The organism is Pseudomonas guariconensis (assembly GCF_900102675.1).
Lineage (GTDB): Bacteria > Pseudomonadota > Gammaproteobacteria > Pseudomonadales > Pseudomonadaceae > Aquipseudomonas > Aquipseudomonas guariconensis.
Genome location: NZ_FMYX01000004.1, coordinates 337,057 through 355,195, shown reverse-complemented (window position 1 = coordinate 355,195; position 18,139 = coordinate 337,057). Strand labels below are relative to the sequence as shown.

Below are 18,139 nucleotides of genomic sequence, written 5' to 3'. Positions count from 1 at the left end.
CAAAAAGAATAAATATTGATTTATTTATAACCATTAGGCATTTCGAGTTACAGACATAAAAAAGCCTCGCGCTAGGCGAGGCTTTTTGTGCAGCTACGACTTACAGGAAGTTGTAAGTGTAGTTCACGATGAAGCGAGTCTGATCCTGGTCCTTCGCCGATCCCGAACCGGTGCCGCGGTAGACACCTTGGCGCAGGCTGAAGCCCAGACCTTTGAGGGTACCTTCCTGCAGCACGTAATCGATCCGTGCGTCACGCTCCCATTCACTGAAGGTGCCATGGCCATCGGAGCTGCGGCCATCCTCGCCACGCAAGTAGGCCACGGAAGCCTTCAGGCCCGGCACGCCCAGCCGCGCAAAGTCATAGGAATACTGACCGAAGGTAGTGTTCTCACCAGCCTTGGCGAACTGGTTGATCATGCTGTCGGTGAACAGATAGAAGCTCGACCCACCAGCACCTTCGTCGACCAGGCTGCCTTGGTTCAGCCATACGAAACCGCCATCGTCGCTGACCTGCTGATGACCGAGCATCAGAGAGTGGGCACCGAGGGTGTAGGTGAACATGGCGGACCAGGTCTTGTTATCAACCTCGCCAGGGTTCTTGGCGTAGCCGTTGTTGTTCTTGAACTCGTAACCCGCTTCGCCGTTGCGGCCATCCTTGCTGCTGTCGAAATAGCGCAGGTCGGTCTTAAACGACTGGTCATCAGCGATCTGGAACACGTGTGTCGCGCCCAGGAAGTGCTGTTTGTAGAAGTCTTCGAGGTTGGAGTAGTAATACTGCAGGGTCAGGTCTTTGGTGACCTTCCAGTCAGCACCGGCGTAACGGAACTTGTTGCTTTCCTGGGTAGCACCCTGGACAGAGAGACCTGTACGGTTGCTGGAAGCACGGCCCATCGCATGGGTCAGTTGACCTGCGTTGATGGTCAGGTTGTCGATTTCCTTCGAGGTGATGGTGCCACCCTCGAAGGTCTGCGGCAGCAGACGGCCATCGTTGGAGACAAGGATCGGCAGGTTCGGTGCCAGGGCGCTACCGAAGTGCGCTTCGGTCTTGGAGAACCGTGCTTTCGCGTTACCCCCAATGCGTGCCCATTGGCCCACTGCGGAGCCGTCGCTGTCGCTTGGGAAGAAGCTGCTGGTATCCGGGTGATGCCCCTTGCCACCATCCAGATGGATACCCCACAGGGCCTGAACATCAACACCGAAACCAACGGTGCCTTCGGTGAAACCGGACAAGTAGTCAAGCTTGAAGCCCTGACCCGATTCACGGTTGTCGCTCCCGCCAGGTTCACGGTTATCGTTATTGAAATACATGGTGCGCGAGCTCACAGACAGCTTGCTGTCTTCAACGAAACCGGCAGCGCCTGCTTGTTGGGCGAGAACCCCCAGTGCCACGGCCAGGGCCAGGCTGGACTTGTACATGTTTTGCTCCTCTACGTTCTAATTCTTGTGTATCTCAAGCGGCAGGATCTGTTGCCCCGCTCGCCATGGATTGGGCGATTTAGCACCAAACAGTGTCTGCGAAGTCAATCGTTACCAATCGTTTCGCGACTTTGGTCTAAGACGCCACTTGCGCCACAGGATAATGACAATCCTATAAATCCAAAATGACCGTTTTATGACTTTTTAAGATTTTTAAGGAATATATTTGGAACCTTTACTCCCCTTCGTTGTATAAACCATATTTCCTTATTCCTAATGGTTATTTGCAAACGTTTGCCCATAACTGACTTCACGTCCTCGCAAAACCGAAAAAGCGTAGCTGCCATTTCTGGCTTTGCCAGTGAAGCTGACCCTCCGATCAATAAAACCAGCCATTGGCTCCTAAGCTAATTCTAAAAAGTTATTTATTTTTGATTTCTTAGATCACTTAGTCTCTCGTCAACCCAGCCCTGATTTGCCTGACGAGGAGCTCATCCATGATCCCGCACACTCCGTTGCGCCTGTTCGCCGCCCTGACCCTCGCCAGCGCCAACTGGCTTGCCCAGGCCGCCGACTTGACCGTCGCCTACCAGACCACCGTCGACCCAGCCAAGGTCGCCCAGGTCGATGGCACCTATGAAAAAGCCAGCAAGGCCAGCATCGACTGGCGCAAATTCGACAATGGCGCCGACGTGATCACCGCCGTGGCCTCGGGCGACGTACAAATCGGTTACCTGGGCTCCAGCCCTCTGGCTGCCGCGGCCACCCGCAAGCTGCCGGTGGAGACCTTCCTGATCGCCACCCAGATTGGCGCAGGCGAAGCGCTGGTCGCCCGCGACAGCATCAAGACGCCGCAGGATCTGGTCGGCAAGAAAGTCGCCGTGCCGTTCGTTTCCACCGGCCACTACAGCCTGCTGGCCGCCCTCAAGAACTGGAACATCGACCCGAGCAAGGTGCAGATCCTCAACCTCGCCCCTCCTGCGATCATCGCCGCCTGGAAGCGTGGCGACATCGATGCCACCTACGTCTGGGACCCCGCCCTGGGCGTGGCCAAGGAGAACGGCAAAGTACTGATCACCTCCGGCGAGTTGGCCAGCAAAGGCGCCCCGACCTTCGATGCGTGGATCGTGCGTAAAGACTTCGCCGCCAAGCACCCGGACATCGTCAAATCGTTCGCCAAGGTCACCCTCGACGCCTACGCCGACTACCGCAAGGACCCGAAAGCCTGGCTGGCCAATCCCGACAACGTCAGCAAGCTGGCCAAGCTGTCTGGCGCCAAGCCCACCGACATCCCGGTACTGCTGCAGGGCAACATCTACCCGTTGGCCAGCGACCAGGCCAGCGCTTTGGGTGCTCCGACCACCCAGGCACTGACCGACACGGCCAACTTCCTCAAGCAACAGGGCAAGGTCGAGGCGGTGCTGCCGGACTACTCACCGTACGTCAGCGCCCAGTACCTGCCCAACTGATCCAAATGGGGGCCGCTCTCCCACGAGAGCAGCGCACTGCATAAGGGAGCGGGTTATCCGCGAATGTGCCAGTCAGTTCGAAACAGCATTCGCGGGTAACCCCGGTCCCACAAGACCGCGCAACGCCCCACCCTCGCACGACACGTCACGACGGAGCCTGCCATGGCCTTGCTCGAACTGGAGCGTATCAGCGCACAGTACCCCGGCACCGATGCCCCGGTGCTGACCGACATCAACCTGAGCCTGGGGCCACGCCAGTTGCTGGTGGCTCTGGGCCCCTCCGGCAGCGGCAAGACTTCGCTGCTCAACCTCATCGCCGGCTTCGTCGCCCCCAGCGCCGGTCGCATCACCCTCGACGGCAAGCCGGTCGAAGGCCCGGGTGCCGAGCGCGGCGTGGTGTTCCAGGATGACGCACTGCTGCCTTGGCAGAACGTCCTGGGCAACGTCGCCTTCGGCCTTGAGCTGGCAGGCGTCGCCCGCGCAGAACGCGAAGCCAAAGCCCGCGAAATGCTCGCGCTGGTCGACCTCGCGGGATTCGGCGACCGACGTATCTGGCAACTTTCCGGCGGGCAAAAGCAGCGCGTGGGCCTGGCCCGTGCGTTGGCCGCCGACCCGCGCGTGCTGCTGATGGACGAACCCTTCGGCGCCCTCGACGCCTTCACCCGCGAGCAGATGCAGGAGCTACTGCTGCAGGTCTGGCAGCGCACCGCCAAGCCGGTGTTCCTGATCACCCATGACATCGAGGAAGCCGTGTTCCTGGCCAGCGAGCTGGTGTTGCTGGCGCCCAATCCTGGACGGGTGGTCGAACGCCTGCACCTGGATTTCGGCCAACGCTACGCCGCGGGTGAATCGGCCCGGGCGATCAAGTCCGATCCACGTTTCATCGAGACCCGCGAGCACGTCCTGGCGCGGGTGTTCTCTCAACGCGAAGCCGCCCGTCGGCAGGAGTCCGCATGAGCAGCCTGGACCTGACGGCCGCCGACAAACCTGTCGCCCGGCCAACCCCAACCGCCAAGGTACGCCGCCCGTTGCCCACCCGCTGGATCAGCGCCCTGACCCTGGCCAGCCTGCTGCTGGCCTGGTGGCTGGTGACCGCCGCCGGCTGGATCGAGCCGCTGTTTTTGCCCTCGCCCGCCGATATCCTGGCCAAGGCCTGGACCTTGCTCACGCAGGGCTACATGGACGCCAGCCTCTGGCAGCACCTGGGCGCAAGCCTCGGACGAATCGGCCTGGCCCTGGTCGCCGCCGCCCTGACGGCCATCCCGGTGGGCCTGGCCATCGGCCACAACCGCGTCGCCCGCGGCATTCTCGACCCGCTGATCGAGTTCTATCGGCCGATCCCGCCGCTGGCCTACCTGCCGCTGATCGTGATCTGGTGTGGCATCGGCGAGCTGTCGAAGGTGCTGTTGATCTACCTCGCCATCTTCGCCCCGATCGCCATCGCCACCGCCACCGGCGTGCGCACGGTCGACCCGGCCAAGCTGCGCGCCGCCCAATCCCTGGGCGCGACCAGGGCGCAGTTGATCCGTCATGTGATCCTGCCCAGTGCACTGCCCGACATCCTCACCGGCATTCGTATCGGCCTTGGGGTCGGCTGGTCGACCCTGGTGGCCGCCGAGCTGATCGCCGCCACCAGCGGCCTGGGCTTCATGGTGCAGTCGGCAGCGCAGTTTCTGGTCACCGACGTGGTGGTACTGGGGATCCTGCTGATCGCCCTGATCGCCTTCGCCCTTGAAATGGGCCTGCGCGCCCTGCAACGCAAGCTGGTGCCCTGGCACGGGCAAAGCCACTGATGAACACCTGCTCCGCACAAAACATTCAAGCGAGACCGACATGAGCCTGACCATCACCCCCCTGAGCCCAGCGCTCGGCGCCCAGATCAGTGGCGTGGACCTCTCCTGCGATATCAGCGTCGAGCAACGCGATGCCATCGAGCAGGCCTTGCTCAAACACCAGGTGCTGTTCTTCCGAGACCAGCCCATCACCCCTGAGCAACAGGCCCGCTTCGCCGCCCGCTTCGGCGACCTGCACATCCACCCGATTTACCCAAACGTGCCGGATACCCCGCAGGTGCTGGTGCTCGACACTGCGGTCACCGACGTGCGCGACAATGCGGTCTGGCACACCGACGTGACGTTCCTGCCCACACCCGCCCTGGGCGCGGTGCTCAGCGCCAAGCAGTTACCCACCTTCGGCGGCGATACCCTGTGGGCCAGCGGCATCGCGGCCTTCGAGGCGCTATCGGCGCCGCTGCGGCAGTTGCTCGACGGCCTGACCGCCACCCACGACTTCACCAAGTCCTTCCCGCTAGAGCGCTTCGGCACCACGCCCGAAGACCTGGCGCGCTGGGAGACCACCCGGCGCAACAACCCGCCGCTGTCGCATCCGGTGGTGCGTACCCACCCGGTCAGCGGGCGCAAGGCGCTGTTCGTCAACGAAGGATTCACCACGCGGATCAACGAACTGAGCGAGCAGGAGAGCGAGGCGCTGCTCAAGCTGCTGTTCGCCCATGCGACCCGGCCCGAGTTCACGATCCGCTGGCGGTGGCAAGAGAACGACGTAGCGTTTTGGGACAACCGGGTGACCCAGCACTATGCAGTGGACGACTACCGGCCGAGCCGGCGGGTGATGCATCGGGCGACCATCCTGGGGGATGCGCCGTTCTGAAAGTCGCGAGTAAACCCGCTTCCACAGGGTTTGTAACGATCCTTGTGGGAGCGGGTTTACCTGCAATGAGGCGGCTAGCGGACCAGATGCAGGAACTGCATGTGCCGCTGATACTGGTCGAGGATGTCGTTGATGATCTGCTCCTTGTTGTAGCCCACCAGGTCGTAGTTCTGGCTACCTTCGGACAGATGCACCTCGGCGCGGTAGTAACGGCGGTTCTTCAGCTCCTGGGTGCCCAACCCGGCCAAGGCGAACGACGGGGTGAAGTACCCGCGCATCTGCACTTGGTAGATGAACGGCTGCTCCTCGCCCAACCCGATCTTCAAGCTCACGTTGTCGTGGCTCGGGTCGTCCTGGGTGATCACGTTCAAGCCTTTCTGCACGAAGACTTCAGTCACCTCGCCAATGGCCGGGCGCACCACGTCGTCCATGAAGCGGTACACCTCATCGCGTGACGGGAAGTGCACCGCCTGGCTCAGGCGCTGGCGCCAGCCACCCCGGCCACGGCGCGAAACGGCGAACGGTGCGAGCGAGTGCATCTGCGCGATCTGCCGCTGGGACTCCAGGTAGAACGCTTTGTGCAGCCCCCACATCATGCACAGCAGGATCAGCGAGAACGGCAGCGACGTCAGCACCACCGCCGACTTGAGCGAGTCGATGCTACCGGCGAACAGCAGGCTGCTGGTGATCAGCGCGGTCATGGCGCCCCAGAAGATGCGCAGCCAGTTCGGGCCATCCTCGTCAGCATCGCCGCCCTTGGCCGACAGCGTGGAGAGCACGACGGTGCCGGAATCCGCCGACGTGACGAAGAACACGAAGCTGATGAACACCGTCACCGCGATGACGGTCTTGCTCCACGGGTAGGTCTCCAGCAGCAGGTACAGGCTCATGGACGGGTTTTCCAGGGCCGATTGGCCCAGGGCGGTCATGCCGTGGTCGAGCACCTGGGTCATGGCGCTGTTGCCGAAGATAGACATCCACGCCAGGGTGAAGCCCAGCGGGATCAACAGCACGCCGAAGACGAACTCGCGGATGGTCCGGCCACGGGAAATACGCGCGATGAACAACCCCACGAACGGCGCCCAGGCGATCCACCAGGCCCAGTAGAACACGGTCCAGCCGCCCAGCCAGTCGCGGTTCTCGCCGTAGGCATAGACATCGAAGCTCTTGCGCGGCAAGGCGCCGAGGTAGTCGCCCAGGTTTTGGATCAACGTGTTGAACAGGTGCTGGGTGGGGCCTGCGAACAGCACGAACAGCAGCAGCGCACAGGCCAGGAACAGGTTGATGTCGCTCATCACCCGCACGCCCTTTTCCACCCCGGCGACCGCCACAGCCACCGCGGCGCCCATCATCAGGACGATGAGCGCGACTTGTATCCACTGGCTGTGGCTGATGTCGAACAGGTAATCCAGGCCCGCGTTCAGGTGCAGCACACCAAAGCCCATGTCGGCGCCCAAGCCGAACACCGTGGCGATGATGCCGAAGCCGTCGACGGCGTAGCCGATCGGCCCGTTGATGCGTTTACCGATCAATGGATACAGCGCCGAACGCAGCGCCAATGGCAGATTGTGGCGATAGGCGAAATACGCCAGGGCCATGCCGACGAAGGCGAACACGCCCCAGCCATGCAGGCCCCAGTGCAGGAACAGCAGCTCCATTGCCTGGCGCCCGGCCTCCACCGTGCCACCCTCGCCCTGGGGCGGTTGCAGCATGTGGGTGAGCGGTTCGGAGACGCAGAAGAAGAACAAGGTGATGCTGATGCCAGCGGCGAACAGCATGCCGGCCCAGGACAGGTAGCTGAACTCGGGCTCGTCATGGTCGGCACCGAGCTTGATCTTGCCGTAGCCCGACAAGGCGGTGACCACCACGAAGACCAGGTACAGAGTCATGGCCAGCATGTAGTACCAGCCGACCGTGTTGGCCGCCCAATTCTGCGCCGCGAGCAACCAGTCGCCCGCCGCTTTGGGGTTGGCGATGACCACCAGGCCGAAGATGAGGATGAAACTTGCCGCGAAGTAGAACACCGGAGGGTTCATGCGGATCTTGCCATTGGCAAGTGAGGGGGTCGGTGCACTCATTGGGCGCGCACCTCATGAAGCGTTGAAAGACTCGGATTGAACGGGTTCAGCAAAGGGGATCCTCCTGTTGAACACCGGCAATGGACCAGCGTTTTTACTTTGAACAAGCGTTCAAGTTAAACACGGATCGGCTTTCAACGCGACCTTGCCCGACCGCTGAACCGGTCATTTGCAGTGAATTCCGACACGTTCGCGGTTGAACCCGCGCCTACAAGTCCAGCTCGGTCCTGGCGTCAGCGCCGGACCTGTAGGCGCGGTTACAACTGCGAATGGAGCGCCATAGAAGGCATCGGTTACGGGCTATTTCTGCCCTTCACACTCCAACTGCAGATTCGCCTGGGTGATGTTGCTCTCGGCCGGGACACTGCGGGTCAACCAGACATTGCCACCGATGGTCGAGCCCTTGCCGATGGTGATCCGCCCAAGGATGGTGGCTCCTGCGTAGATGACCACATCGTCCTCGACGATCGGGTGGCGCGGCTCGCCCTTGTGCAACATGCCGGTCTCGTCCGCCGGGAAGCGCTTGGCGCCCAGGGTCACGGCCTGGTAGATGCGCACCCGCTCGCCGATGATCGCGGTCTCGCCGATCACCACGCCGGTGCCATGATCGATGAAGAAACTCGGACCGATCTGGGCGCCAGGGTGAATATCGATGCCGGTGGCCGAATGCGCCAGCTCCGAACTGATCCGCGCCAGCAACGGCAGCCCGGCCCGGTACAGGTGATGAGCCAGGCGGTGATGGATGATCGCCAGGATCCCCGGATAGCACAGCAGCACCTCATCGACGCTGCGCGCCGCCGGGTCGCCCTGATAAGCGGCCAGCACGTCGGTATCGAGCAGTACACGCAGGTTTGGCAGTGCGGCGGCAAAGCCTTGGATCAGCTGCAGGGCATGGGCGTCGACGTCCTCCACCTCGGCCTTGCCATGGCGCGAGGCATAGCGCAGTTCCAGGCGCGCCTGGGCCAGCAACGCAGTGAGTGCGGCATCCAAGGTATGCCCGACATAGAAGTCTTCGCTCTCTTCACGCAGGTCCACCGGGCCCAAACGCATGGGGAACAACGCCCCGCACAGTTGCTCGAGAATCTGGCGCATCGCCTCGCGCGAAGGCAGCTCGCGCCCGCCCTGTTCGCCGCTGCTGCGGCCATTGCGGGTTCGCCATTGCTCGCGGGCGCTGCGCAGGTCGCTGACGATGGTCTGCAGTTGCCAGTGTCCGGTGGATGGATGTTCGCTCACGGTGGTCTCCTGGATCGAGGCTGTGCGGGCCTTCATGGAAGCGGGCCGCGCTATGGATTCAACTGTACGGCAAATCCAGTGCTTGGAAAAAACAACGCTTTATTCCATCCTGCGCTAAGTCGGGTATAAGCAGCGCTGACAGAGTGTGTAATCCTCGCCTACCCTCAATGCTGTCCAATTCGACAAAGCTTATAAAAAGAAATAACAAAATAAATTTTTATTATTTCCAGGCCTATAAAGGCCACCTCTATAGTCGCCACCCACTACTTCCACAACAAGCGCGGGGCCCTACATGACCAAATTCGCCAAACCCCTTCTCAATGCCAGCCTGGCCCTTGTGCTTGGTACCGGCCTGTTCAGCCATGCATTCGCAGGCGAGCAGCTCAAGACCATCCAGGAAAAAGGCAGCATCAGCGTCGGCCTGGAAGGCACCTACCCACCCTTCAGCTTCGTTGACGAAAACGGCAAGCTCGCCGGCTTCGAGGTCGAACTGTCCGAACTGCTGGCCAAAGAGCTGGGCGTGAAAGCCAAGCTGCAGCCAACCAAGTGGGACGGCATCCTCGCCGCGCTGGAGTCCAAGCGCCTGGACGTGGTGATCAACCAAGTGACCATTTCCGACGAGCGCAAGAAGAAGTATGACTTCTCCGAGCCCTACACCATCTCCGGCATCCAGGCCCTGATCCTGAAGAAGAAAGCCGACCAGCTGAACATTCACAAGGCCGCGGACCTCGCCGGCAAGAAGGTCGGCGTAGGCCTGGGCACCAACTACGAGCAGTGGGTGAAGAAGGACGTTCCTCAAGCCGACGTGCGCACCTATGAAGACGACCCGAGCAAATTCGCCGACCTGCGCAACGGCCGCATCGACGCCATCCTGATCGACCGCCTGGCCGCCCTGGAATACGCCCAGAAAGCCAAGGACACCGAACTCGCCGGTGAAGCCTTCTCGCGCCTGGAGTCGGGCGTGGCCCTGCGCAAGGGCGAGCCTGAACTGCTCGAGGCGATCAACAAGGCGCTGGACAAGCTCAAGGCCGACGGGACCCTGGCCAAGCTGTCCGAGAAATATTTCGGTGCCGACGTCACTAAATGATTTCCGAAAGCCTGCAACTTGTCATCGACTCCACGCCCTTCCTGTTGAAGGGCGCGGGTTATACGGTGCTGCTGAGTGTCGGCGGCATGTTCTTCGGCCTGGTCCTGGGCTTTGCCCTGGCCCTGATGCGCCGCTCGAAGATCCTGCCGCTGGACTGGCTGGCCCGAGTGTATGTGTCGTTCTTCCGTGGCACGCCGCTGCTGGTGCAGCTGTTCGTGATCTATTTCGGCATGCCGCAGATCGGTATCGAACTCGACCCGATCCCGGCCTCGCTGATCGGCCTTTCGCTGAACATGGCCGCGTACATCTGCGAAATCCTGCGCGCGGCGATCTCCTCGATCGACCGTGGCCAATGGGAGGCTGCCGCCAGCATCGGCATGACCCGCACCCAGGCCATGCGCCGAGCGATCCTGCCCCAGGCCATGCGCACCGCCTTGCCGCCGCTGGGCAACAGCTTCATTTCCCTGGTCAAGGACACCGCCCTGGCGGCGACCATCCAGGTGCCTGAGCTGTTCCGCCAGGCGCAGCTGATCACCGCCCGGACCTTCGAAGTCTTCACCATGTACCTGGCTGTGGCAGTGATCTACTGGATCCTGTGCACCATCCTTGCGCACTTCCAGAACCGCATGGAAGCGCGGGTCAACCAGCACGACCAGGAGCACTGAAGATGATCGTAGTAGAAGGCCTGACCAAGCAGTTCAAGGGCCAGACCGTGCTCAACGGCATCGACCTGACCGTCCAGCCCGGCGAAGTGGTGGCCATCATCGGCCCCAGTGGTTCGGGCAAGACCACCTTCCTGCGTTGCCTCAACCTGCTGGAAACGCCCGACGCCGGACGCATCCAGATCGGCGACATCAGCATCGACGCCAACCGCTCGCTGGGCAGCCAGCAAGGTGCGATCCGGCGCTTGCGCCAGCAGGCCGGCTTCGTGTTCCAGAACTTCAACCTGTTCCCCCACCGCACCGCCCTGGAGAACGTCATCGAAGGGCCGGTGATCGTCAAGAAGACGCCCCGGGACAAAGCCGTCGAACTGGGCCGGCGCCTGCTGGCCAAGGTCGGTCTGGCGGGCAAGGAAGACGCCTACCCTCGGCGGCTGTCCGGTGGCCAGCAGCAACGGGTGGCCATCGCCCGGGCCCTGGCCATGGAGCCGGAAGTGATCCTCTTCGACGAACCGACCTCTGCGCTCGATCCTGAGCTGGTCGGCGAGGTGCTGGCGACCATCCGCGGCCTGGCCGAGGAAAAGCGCACCATGATCATTGTCACCCACGAGATGAGCTTTGCCCGGGACGTGGCCAACCGGGTGATCTTCTTCGACAAGGGCGTGATCGTGGAGCAGGGTGAAGCCAAGGCGCTGTTCGCCAATCCCAAGGAAGAGCGGACGCGGCAGTTCCTGCGCAAGTTCCTGGGCACCGCAGCCGGCTGATTTTTCTCGCTGTCCCCCTTACCTATTCGCGGGTAAACCCACTCCCACAGTTCTGTAGGAGCGGGTTTGCCCGCGAATGCGTTCGCGTGCGCGACACAAAAGCATGGCTTCTATACATAGTCCAAAAAGTTAGTTCATAAAGTTTTTATAAGCGAATAGGGTATATAAACCGGACCACCGGACCAGCAAACGTCAGTCGCCGCCAGCGACGCTTTCAACTTTTGTGAGGTAAGGAATGGTCTGGTCCACAAGCGATCTCGACAGCTCACCCCCGCTACTGCCAGCCAAGGTATTGCGCAACGACGCCGAGGCCCTCCAGGCTGCTCGGGAACTGGCCGACGCGGCCCGCCAACAGGCCTCGCGCCGCGACCAGCAGCGCAAGCTGCCCTGGGCCGAGATCGAACAATTCACCCGCAGCGGCTTGGGCAGCATCAGCATTCCCAAAGCCTTTGGCGGACCCGAGGTCTCGTTCCAGACCATCGCCGAAGTCTTCCGCGTGATCAGCGCCGCCGACCCGGCCCTGGGACAGATCCCACAGAACCAATTCGGCATGATTCAACTGCTGCGCCTGACCGCCACCGAGGCCCAGCAAGCCGTGCTGTTCCGCTCCGTGCTCGACGGCTGGCGCATCGGCAATGCCGGGCCTGAACGTGGCACCAAGGACACCATCACCCTCAAGGCACGGATCGTCCGTGACGGTGAGCAATATCGCATCAGCGGCGAGAAGTTCTATTCCACCGGCGCCCTGTTCGCCCATTGGGTCGCGGTCAAAGCCCTGGATGAAGAGGGCCGCCAGCGCCTGGCCTTCGTCCGCCGGGGCAGCCCGGGCCTGCGCATCGTCGACGACTGGTCCGGCTTCGGCCAGCGCACCACCGCCAGCGGCACCGTGATGCTGGATCAAGTCCCGGTGGACGCCGAGCTGGTGGTGGACAACTGGCGCCAGCGCGAGGTGCCCAACACCCAGGGCGCGGCCTCGCAGTTGATCCAGGCCGCCATCGATGCCGGTATCGCCGAGGCGGCCATCGACGATGCCATTGCCTTCGTGCGGGAAAAATCCCGCCCCTGGATCGAAGCCAAGGTGGATCGAGCCAGCGATGACCCCTATGTGATCGCCGACATCGGCCGTCTGAAGCTGGAGCTGCATGCCGCCGAGGCCTTGCTGCGCAAGGCCGCCCAGGTACTCGACGAGGTCAATGCAGGTCCGGTGGACGAAGCGTCGGCAGCTCGCGCCTCGATCGCCGTGGCCGAGGCCAAGGTGCTGACCACCGAAGTGGCCCTGCAGGCCAGCGAGAAGCTGTTCGAGCTGGCCGGCAGCCGCGCCACCCTCGCCGAATTCAACCTCGACCGCCACTGGCGCAATGCCCGCGTGCATACGCTGCACGACCCGGTGCGCTGGAAATACCACGCTGTCGGCGCCTGGCAACTCAACGGTACCCGCCCTGCCCGTCATTCCTGGATTTGAGTGAGCCTGCGCCAGCACCTGCACTGAACCTGCGGGGCTGGCGACAGCCTGCGATGGGGCACGGAGCAGCCCCTTACGATCCGCACTGGAGAAACACATGAACGCACTGACCCACCCCACCCCCAAGGCGGCGGTCATCACCAGCGATGCCCAGGCTCTGGCCGTCGCCGAGGACCTCGCCCAGCAGCTGCAGCGCGACAGCGCCCAACGCGACCGCGAACGCCTGCTGCCCTACGCCGAACTCGAGCTGTTCACCCGCTCCGGCCTGTGGGGCATCAGCGTGCCCAAGGCCTTTGGCGGCGCTGGCGTATCCAACGTGACCCTGGCCAAGGTCGTCGCGCGTATTGCCCAGGCCGACGCCGCCCTGGGCCAAATTCCGCAGAACCATTTCTATGCCTTGGAAGTGCTGCGGGTAAACGGCACGCCCGAGCAACAACAGCGTCTCTACGCTGAAGTCCTGGCGGGCCGACGCTTCGGCAACGCATTGGCCGAGCTGGGCACCAAGACCGCCCACGACCGCACCACCCGCCTGAGCCGCGACGGCGATGGCCTGCGCATCAACGGTCGCAAGTTCTACGCCACCGGCGCCCTATATGCCCAGCGCATTCCCACCTCGGTGGTCGATGATGCCGGCGTTCAGCAGCTGGTGTTCGTACCCGCCGACAGTCCAGGCCTGCAAGTGATCGACGACTGGAGCGGCTTCGGCCAACGCACCACCGGCAGCGGTTCGGTAGTGTTCGACAACGTGCCGGTGCGCGATGAAGACGTGGTGCCGTTCCAGAGCGCCTTCGACCGCCCGACCCCCGTCGGCCCCCTGGCGCAGATCCTCCATGCCGCCATCGACACCGGCATCGCCCGCGCTGCCCTCGAGGACGCTCTGCACTTCGTGCGCACCCGCAGTCGGCCGTGGGTCGACGCGGGGATCGACAAGGCCAGTGACGACCCGCTCACACTCAAAAGCTTCGGTCATCTGGCCATCCGCCTGCACGCTGCCGAGGCCTTGCTGGAGCGGGCCGGGGAATTCCTCGACCGGGCCCGCGACGACAGCAGCGCCGACAATGTCGCCGCCGCCTCCATTGCCGTGGCAGAAGCCCGGGCGATCAGCACCGAGGTCTCCCTCGCCGCCGGCACCACCCTGTTCGAACTGGCCGGCAGCCAGGCCACCCTGGCCGAGCACAACCTCGACCGGCACTGGCGCAACGCCCGAGTGCACACCCTGCACGACCCGGTGCGCTGGAAGTACCACGCCATCGGTAACTACTACCTCAATGGGGAAAACCCGCCGCGTCGGGGGACCATCTGATGGCCAAAGAGATCCTGCTCAACGCCTTCAACATGAACTGCGTCGGGCATATCAACCATGGCCTGTGGACCCATCCACGGGACACCTCGACCCAGTACAAGACCCTGGCCTATTGGACCGATCTTGCCCGCCTGCTGGAGCGCGGCTTGTTCGATGGCCTGTTCATCGCCGATATCGTCGGCACCTACGACGTGTATGGGCAGTCGCTGGACGTGACGCTCAAGGAGTCGATCCAGCTGCCGGTCAATGACCCGTTACTGCTGGTCTCGGCCATGGCCTCGGTCACCCGCCACCTGGGCTTCGGCCTGACCGCCAACCTCACCTACGAGGCGCCCTATTTGTTCGCCCGGCGCCTTTCCACACTCGACCACCTGAGCAATGGCCGGGTCGGCTGGAACATCGTCACCGGTTACCTGGACAGCGCCGCCCGGGCCATGGGCCTGGCCCAGCAACCCGAGCACGACCGGCGTTACGACCAAGCCGATGAATACCTGCAAGTGCTGTACAAACTGCTCGAAGGCAGCTGGGATGACGACGCCGTGGTCGCTGACCGTGAGCGGCGGGTCTATGCCGAACCGGGCAAAGTGCGCAAAATCCAGCATCAGGGCGAGTTCTACAAGGTCGAGGGCTACCACCTGTGCGAGCCTTCGCCGCAACGCACACCGGTCTTGTTCCAGGCCGGCAGTTCGCCCCGGGGCCTGGCGTTCGCCGGCCAGCACGCCGAGTGCGTTTTCATCAGCGGCCAGGACCAAGCCGCCACCCGCGCACAGGTCGACAAGGTCCGTGCCGCCGCCCGCGCCGCTGGCCGCGACCCACGAGCGATCAAGGTGTTCATGGGCATCACCGTGATCGTCGCGCCCACCGAAGCCCAGGCTCGTGCCAAGCACGCCGAATACCTGCGCCATGCCAGCCCCGAAGCCGGCGTGGCGCACTTTGCCAGCTCCACGGGTATCGACTTCGCCGCCTATGGGTTGGACGAACCGATCGGCTTTGCCAAGGGCAACGCGATTCAGTCCGCCACCCGCCAGCTGCAGGACAACGTCTGGACGCGCCGCCGCCTGCTGCAACAGCACGCCCTGGGCGGGCGCTACGTGACGCTGGTCGGCGCGCCCGAGCAGGTCGCCGAGCAATTGATTGACTGGATCGACCAAACCGGCCTGGATGGTTTCAACCTGACCCGCACTGTCACCCCGGAAAGCTTCGAAGACTTCATCGACCTGGTGGTGCCGGAGCTGCAACGGCGTGGCCGCTACAAGACCGCCTACAGCGAAGGCACGCTGCGCGAAAAACTGTTCGGCGCTCGTCACGCCTACCTTCCCGCCGGCCACCCCGGCGCCACCTACCGCAACCCGATCCCTGCCCCGACTGGAGCCCTGCACCATGCTTGAGAAACTGTTCCGGCCCGTCGCGGCCGCTGTCTTGTCCCTGGGCCTGAGCGGCGTCGCCCTGGCCGCCGAGCCGCTGAAGATCGGCACCACCGCAGCTTTCGCCATCCCGCTGGAAGCGGCGGTGGAAGAAGCCCACAAGCAAGGCCTGGAGGTGAAGCTGATCGAGTTCAGCGACTGGATCGCCCCCAATGTCAGCCTCAACAGCGGCGACATCGACGTGAACTACTTCCAGCACATCCCGTTCCTGGAAAATGCCAAGGCCGCCGCCGGCTTCAACCTGGTGCCCTACGCCCCCGGCATCATCAACAACGTCGGGCTCTACTCCAAGCGTTACAAAAGCTTCGCCGAGCTGCCCGAAGGCGCCAGCGTGGCCATCGCCAACGACCCGATCAACAGTGGGCGCGGCCTGCAACTGCTGGCCAAGGCGGGGTTGATCACCCTCAAGCCAGGCGTGGGCTACAAAGCCACCGAGGACGACATCGTCGCCAACCCCAAGAAACTGAAGATCTTGCAGGTCGAGGCCGTGCAATTGGTGCGGGCCTATGACGACGCCGACCTGGTCCAGGGCTACCCGGCCTACATCCGCCTGGCCAACAGCTTCGATCCCACCTCGGCCCTGCTGTTCGACGGCCTGGAGAACAAGGAGTACGTGATCCAGTTCGTGATCCGCCCACAGAGCAAGGACGACCCGCGTCTGGCGAAGTTCGTCGACATCTACCAGCACTCGCCGACCGTGCGCGCCGCGCTGAACAAAGCCCACGGCAGCCTGTACCAGGCCGGCTGGGAGGGCTGAGATGAGCAACGCCAGCGCCCTCAAGGCGCCTGTCCCGCATACGTCGCCGCCTGCCCGCGAGCAGGCCCTGCGCCCGGAGGTCAATCAGGCCCATGTGCGCTTCATCGGCCTGGGCAAGACCTACCCCGGCCAGGCGCAACCTGCCTTGCAGGGCATAGACCTGAACATCCGTCGCGGCGAGATCTTCGGCATCATTGGCCGCAGCGGCGCCGGCAAGTCATCCCTGCTGCGCACCATCAATCGCCTAGAGCAACCCAGCCAGGGCCGGGTGCTGATCGACCAGACCGACATCGCCCCCTTTGACGAAGAGCGCTTGGTCGCCCTGCGCCGACGCATCGGCATGATCTTCCAGCACTTCAACCTGATGTCGGCCAAGACCGTGTGGCAGAACGTCGAGTTGCCCTTGAAGGTCGCCGGCGTGCCCAAGGCCGAGCGCCAGCGCAAGGTCAGCGAGCTGCTGGAGCTGGTGGGCCTGGCGCACAAGCATCACGTGTACCCGGCGCAGCTGTCGGGTGGGCAGAAACAACGCGTCGGCATCGCCCGGGCGCTGGTGCATGACCCCGAAATCCTGCTGTGCGACGAGGCCACCTCGGCACTGGACCCTGAAACCACCGCCTCGATCCTCGATCTGCTGCGTGACATCAACCAGCGCCTGGGGCTCACCGTGGTGCTGATCACCCATGAGATGGCGGTGATCCGTGATATCTGCCACCGCGTCGTAGTGCTCGAGCGCGGCGAGATCGTCGAGCAGGGCGAGGTCTGGCGGGTATTCGGCTCTCCGCGCCACGAGGTGACCCGCACCTTGCTCGCGCCCTTGCAGGCCAGGCTACCCGCTGCCCTGCAGGCCAATCTGCGCGCCAGCCCGACTGGCCCTGGGGATGCCGTGGTCCTGCGCTTGAACCTGCTGGGCGAACCGCAACTGTCGGAGGTGTTCAACGACTTGGGCGGGCGGATACGCCTGCTTCAAGGCGGCATCGAGACCATCGGTGCCCACGCCCTGGGGCAACTGGTGCTTTCCGTGCAGGGCTCGCCCCATAGCTCGCACCAATTGCTCGAGCGCGCCAGACGCTGGGCCGAGAACGCGGAGGTACTGGGTTATGTGGCTTGATCGTCTGCTCGATGGGTTGCTCGATACGCTGTTGATGGTGGGCGTGTCGTCGTTCATCGCGCTGTTGGTCGGTGTACCGATGGCGGTGCTGCTGGTCACCAGTGACAAAGGTGGGATCTTCGAAGCGCCTGTGCTGAACCGAACGCTGGGCGCGATCGTCAACCTGTTCCGCTCGATCCCGTTCCTGATCTTGATGGTCGCGCTGATTCCCTTCACCCGCCTGGTGGTCGGCACCACCTATGGCGTGTGGGCCGCCGTGGTCCCGCTGACCATCGCCGCCACGCCATTCTTCGCACGGATCGCCGAGGTGAGCCTGCGCGAAGTCGACCATGGTTTGGTCGAGGCGGCGCAGGCCATGGGGTGCCGGCGCTGGCACATCGTCTGGCATGTGCTGCTGCCCGAGGCGCTGCCAGGCATCGTAGGCGGCTTCACCATCACCTTGGTGACCTTGATCAACTCCTCAGCCATGGCGGGCGCCATCGGGGCGGGAGGATTGGGCGATATCGCCTATCGCTATGGGTACCAGCGCTTCGACAGCCAGATCATGCTGACCGTGATCGCCATGCTGGTGGCGCTGGTGGCGGTGATTCAGCTGGGCGGGGACCGCCTGGCCAAAGGGTTGAACAAACGTTAGCTTGGGGACCGCCGCGCCCCAACGCAGGCTCCGCCAGCGCCTACAGGTCTGTGGGAAGTGCGAAGCCTGCAATGGGC

16 protein-coding genes are annotated in these 18,139 nt (G+C 63.3%); 13 read left to right on the top strand and 3 right to left on the bottom strand.

Going from position 1 to position 18,139, the window contains the following annotated elements; genetic code table 11:
* Nucleotides 1–100: 100 nt before the first annotated feature.
* Nucleotides 101–1,417, bottom strand: a complete 1,317-nt coding sequence (locus BLS27_RS09530) for an OprD family porin (protein ID WP_090344324.1) — start codon at nt 1,415–1,417, stop codon at nt 101–103.
* Between the two features lie 497 nt (nt 1,418–1,914).
* Between BLS27_RS09530 and tauA the strand changes: the two genes are divergently transcribed.
* The 4 genes from tauA (at nt 1,915) to tauD (ending at nt 5,553) form a co-directional block, all read left to right on the top strand.
* Nucleotides 1,915–2,886, top strand: a complete 972-nt coding sequence (gene tauA, locus BLS27_RS09525) for a taurine ABC transporter substrate-binding protein (RefSeq protein ID WP_090344321.1) — start codon at nt 1,915–1,917, stop codon at nt 2,884–2,886.
* Between the two features lie 162 nt (nt 2,887–3,048).
* Entirely contained in the window at nt 3,049–3,843 is a 795-nt protein-coding gene (gene tauB, locus BLS27_RS09520) for a taurine ABC transporter ATP-binding subunit (RefSeq protein WP_043208280.1), read from the top strand.
* On the top strand, nt 3,840–4,679 hold the full coding sequence (tauC, locus tag BLS27_RS09515; RefSeq protein ID WP_090344319.1) for a taurine ABC transporter permease TauC: 840 nt from the start codon (nt 3,840–3,842) through the stop codon (nt 4,677–4,679). Before tauB ends, tauC begins: the two co-directional genes overlap by 4 nt.
* Before the next feature lie 40 nt (nt 4,680–4,719).
* Entirely contained in the window at nt 4,720–5,553 is an 834-nt protein-coding gene (tauD, locus tag BLS27_RS09510; RefSeq protein ID WP_090344316.1) for a taurine dioxygenase, read from the top strand.
* Between the two features lie 74 nt (nt 5,554–5,627).
* Here tauD and betT read toward each other — a convergent pair whose 3' ends face one another.
* Together betT and epsC are read right to left on the bottom strand one after the other, a co-directional pair.
* Complete coding sequence (betT, locus tag BLS27_RS09505; protein ID WP_167358082.1) at nt 5,628–7,589, bottom strand: choline transporter BetT; 1,962 nt, start codon at nt 7,587–7,589, stop codon at nt 5,628–5,630.
* 342 nt (nt 7,590–7,931) lie between these two features.
* Complete coding sequence (gene epsC, locus BLS27_RS09500; RefSeq protein ID WP_043208361.1) at nt 7,932–8,864, bottom strand: serine O-acetyltransferase EpsC; 933 nt, start codon at nt 8,862–8,864, stop codon at nt 7,932–7,934.
* Nucleotides 8,865–9,156: 292 nt separating this feature from the next.
* On the opposite strand from epsC, the gene tcyJ reads away from it, so the two are divergent.
* From tcyJ to BLS27_RS09455, 9 genes are all read left to right on the top strand, one after another.
* A complete protein-coding gene (gene tcyJ / locus BLS27_RS09495) occupies nt 9,157–9,951 on the top strand; it encodes a cystine ABC transporter substrate-binding protein (RefSeq protein ID WP_043208272.1) in 795 nt (264 codons plus the stop codon).
* The gene (gene tcyL / locus BLS27_RS09490) at nt 9,948–10,616 is read left to right on the top strand and encodes a cystine ABC transporter permease (protein ID WP_043208270.1); all 669 of its coding nucleotides are present in this window, start codon (nt 9,948–9,950) and stop codon (nt 10,614–10,616) included. The genes tcyJ and tcyL overlap by 4 nt, the downstream gene beginning before the upstream one ends.
* Before the next feature lie 2 nt (nt 10,617–10,618).
* The gene (tcyN, locus tag BLS27_RS09485) at nt 10,619–11,374 is read left to right on the top strand and encodes an L-cystine ABC transporter ATP-binding protein TcyN (protein WP_043208268.1); all 756 of its coding nucleotides are present in this window, start codon (nt 10,619–10,621) and stop codon (nt 11,372–11,374) included.
* A gap of 235 nt (nt 11,375–11,609) precedes the next feature.
* Nucleotides 11,610–12,836 (top strand): SfnB family sulfur acquisition oxidoreductase, encoded by a 1,227-nt coding sequence (locus BLS27_RS09480; RefSeq protein ID WP_090344313.1) that lies wholly within the window; start codon nt 11,610–11,612, stop codon nt 12,834–12,836.
* Between the two features lie 97 nt (nt 12,837–12,933).
* Entirely contained in the window at nt 12,934–14,139 is a 1,206-nt protein-coding gene (locus BLS27_RS09475) for an SfnB family sulfur acquisition oxidoreductase (RefSeq protein ID WP_090344310.1), read from the top strand.
* Complete coding sequence (locus tag BLS27_RS09470; RefSeq protein ID WP_090344308.1) at nt 14,139–15,527, top strand: LLM class flavin-dependent oxidoreductase; 1,389 nt, start codon at nt 14,139–14,141, stop codon at nt 15,525–15,527. The genes BLS27_RS09475 and BLS27_RS09470 overlap by 1 nt, the downstream gene beginning before the upstream one ends.
* Nucleotides 15,520–16,320, top strand: coding sequence for a MetQ/NlpA family ABC transporter substrate-binding protein (locus tag BLS27_RS09465; protein WP_043208259.1), 801 nt, complete (start codon nt 15,520–15,522; stop codon nt 16,318–16,320). The genes BLS27_RS09470 and BLS27_RS09465 overlap by 8 nt, the downstream gene beginning before the upstream one ends.
* A gap of 1 nt (nt 16,321) precedes the next feature.
* Nucleotides 16,322–17,428: a methionine ABC transporter ATP-binding protein gene (locus BLS27_RS09460; protein WP_090344305.1), complete on the top strand. Its 1,107-nt coding sequence runs from the start codon at nt 16,322–16,324 to the stop codon at nt 17,426–17,428.
* The gene (locus BLS27_RS09455) at nt 17,418–18,062 is read left to right on the top strand and encodes a methionine ABC transporter permease (RefSeq protein WP_090344302.1); all 645 of its coding nucleotides are present in this window, start codon (nt 17,418–17,420) and stop codon (nt 18,060–18,062) included. The genes BLS27_RS09460 and BLS27_RS09455 overlap by 11 nt, the downstream gene beginning before the upstream one ends.
* Nucleotides 18,063–18,139: the final 77 nt, after the last annotated feature.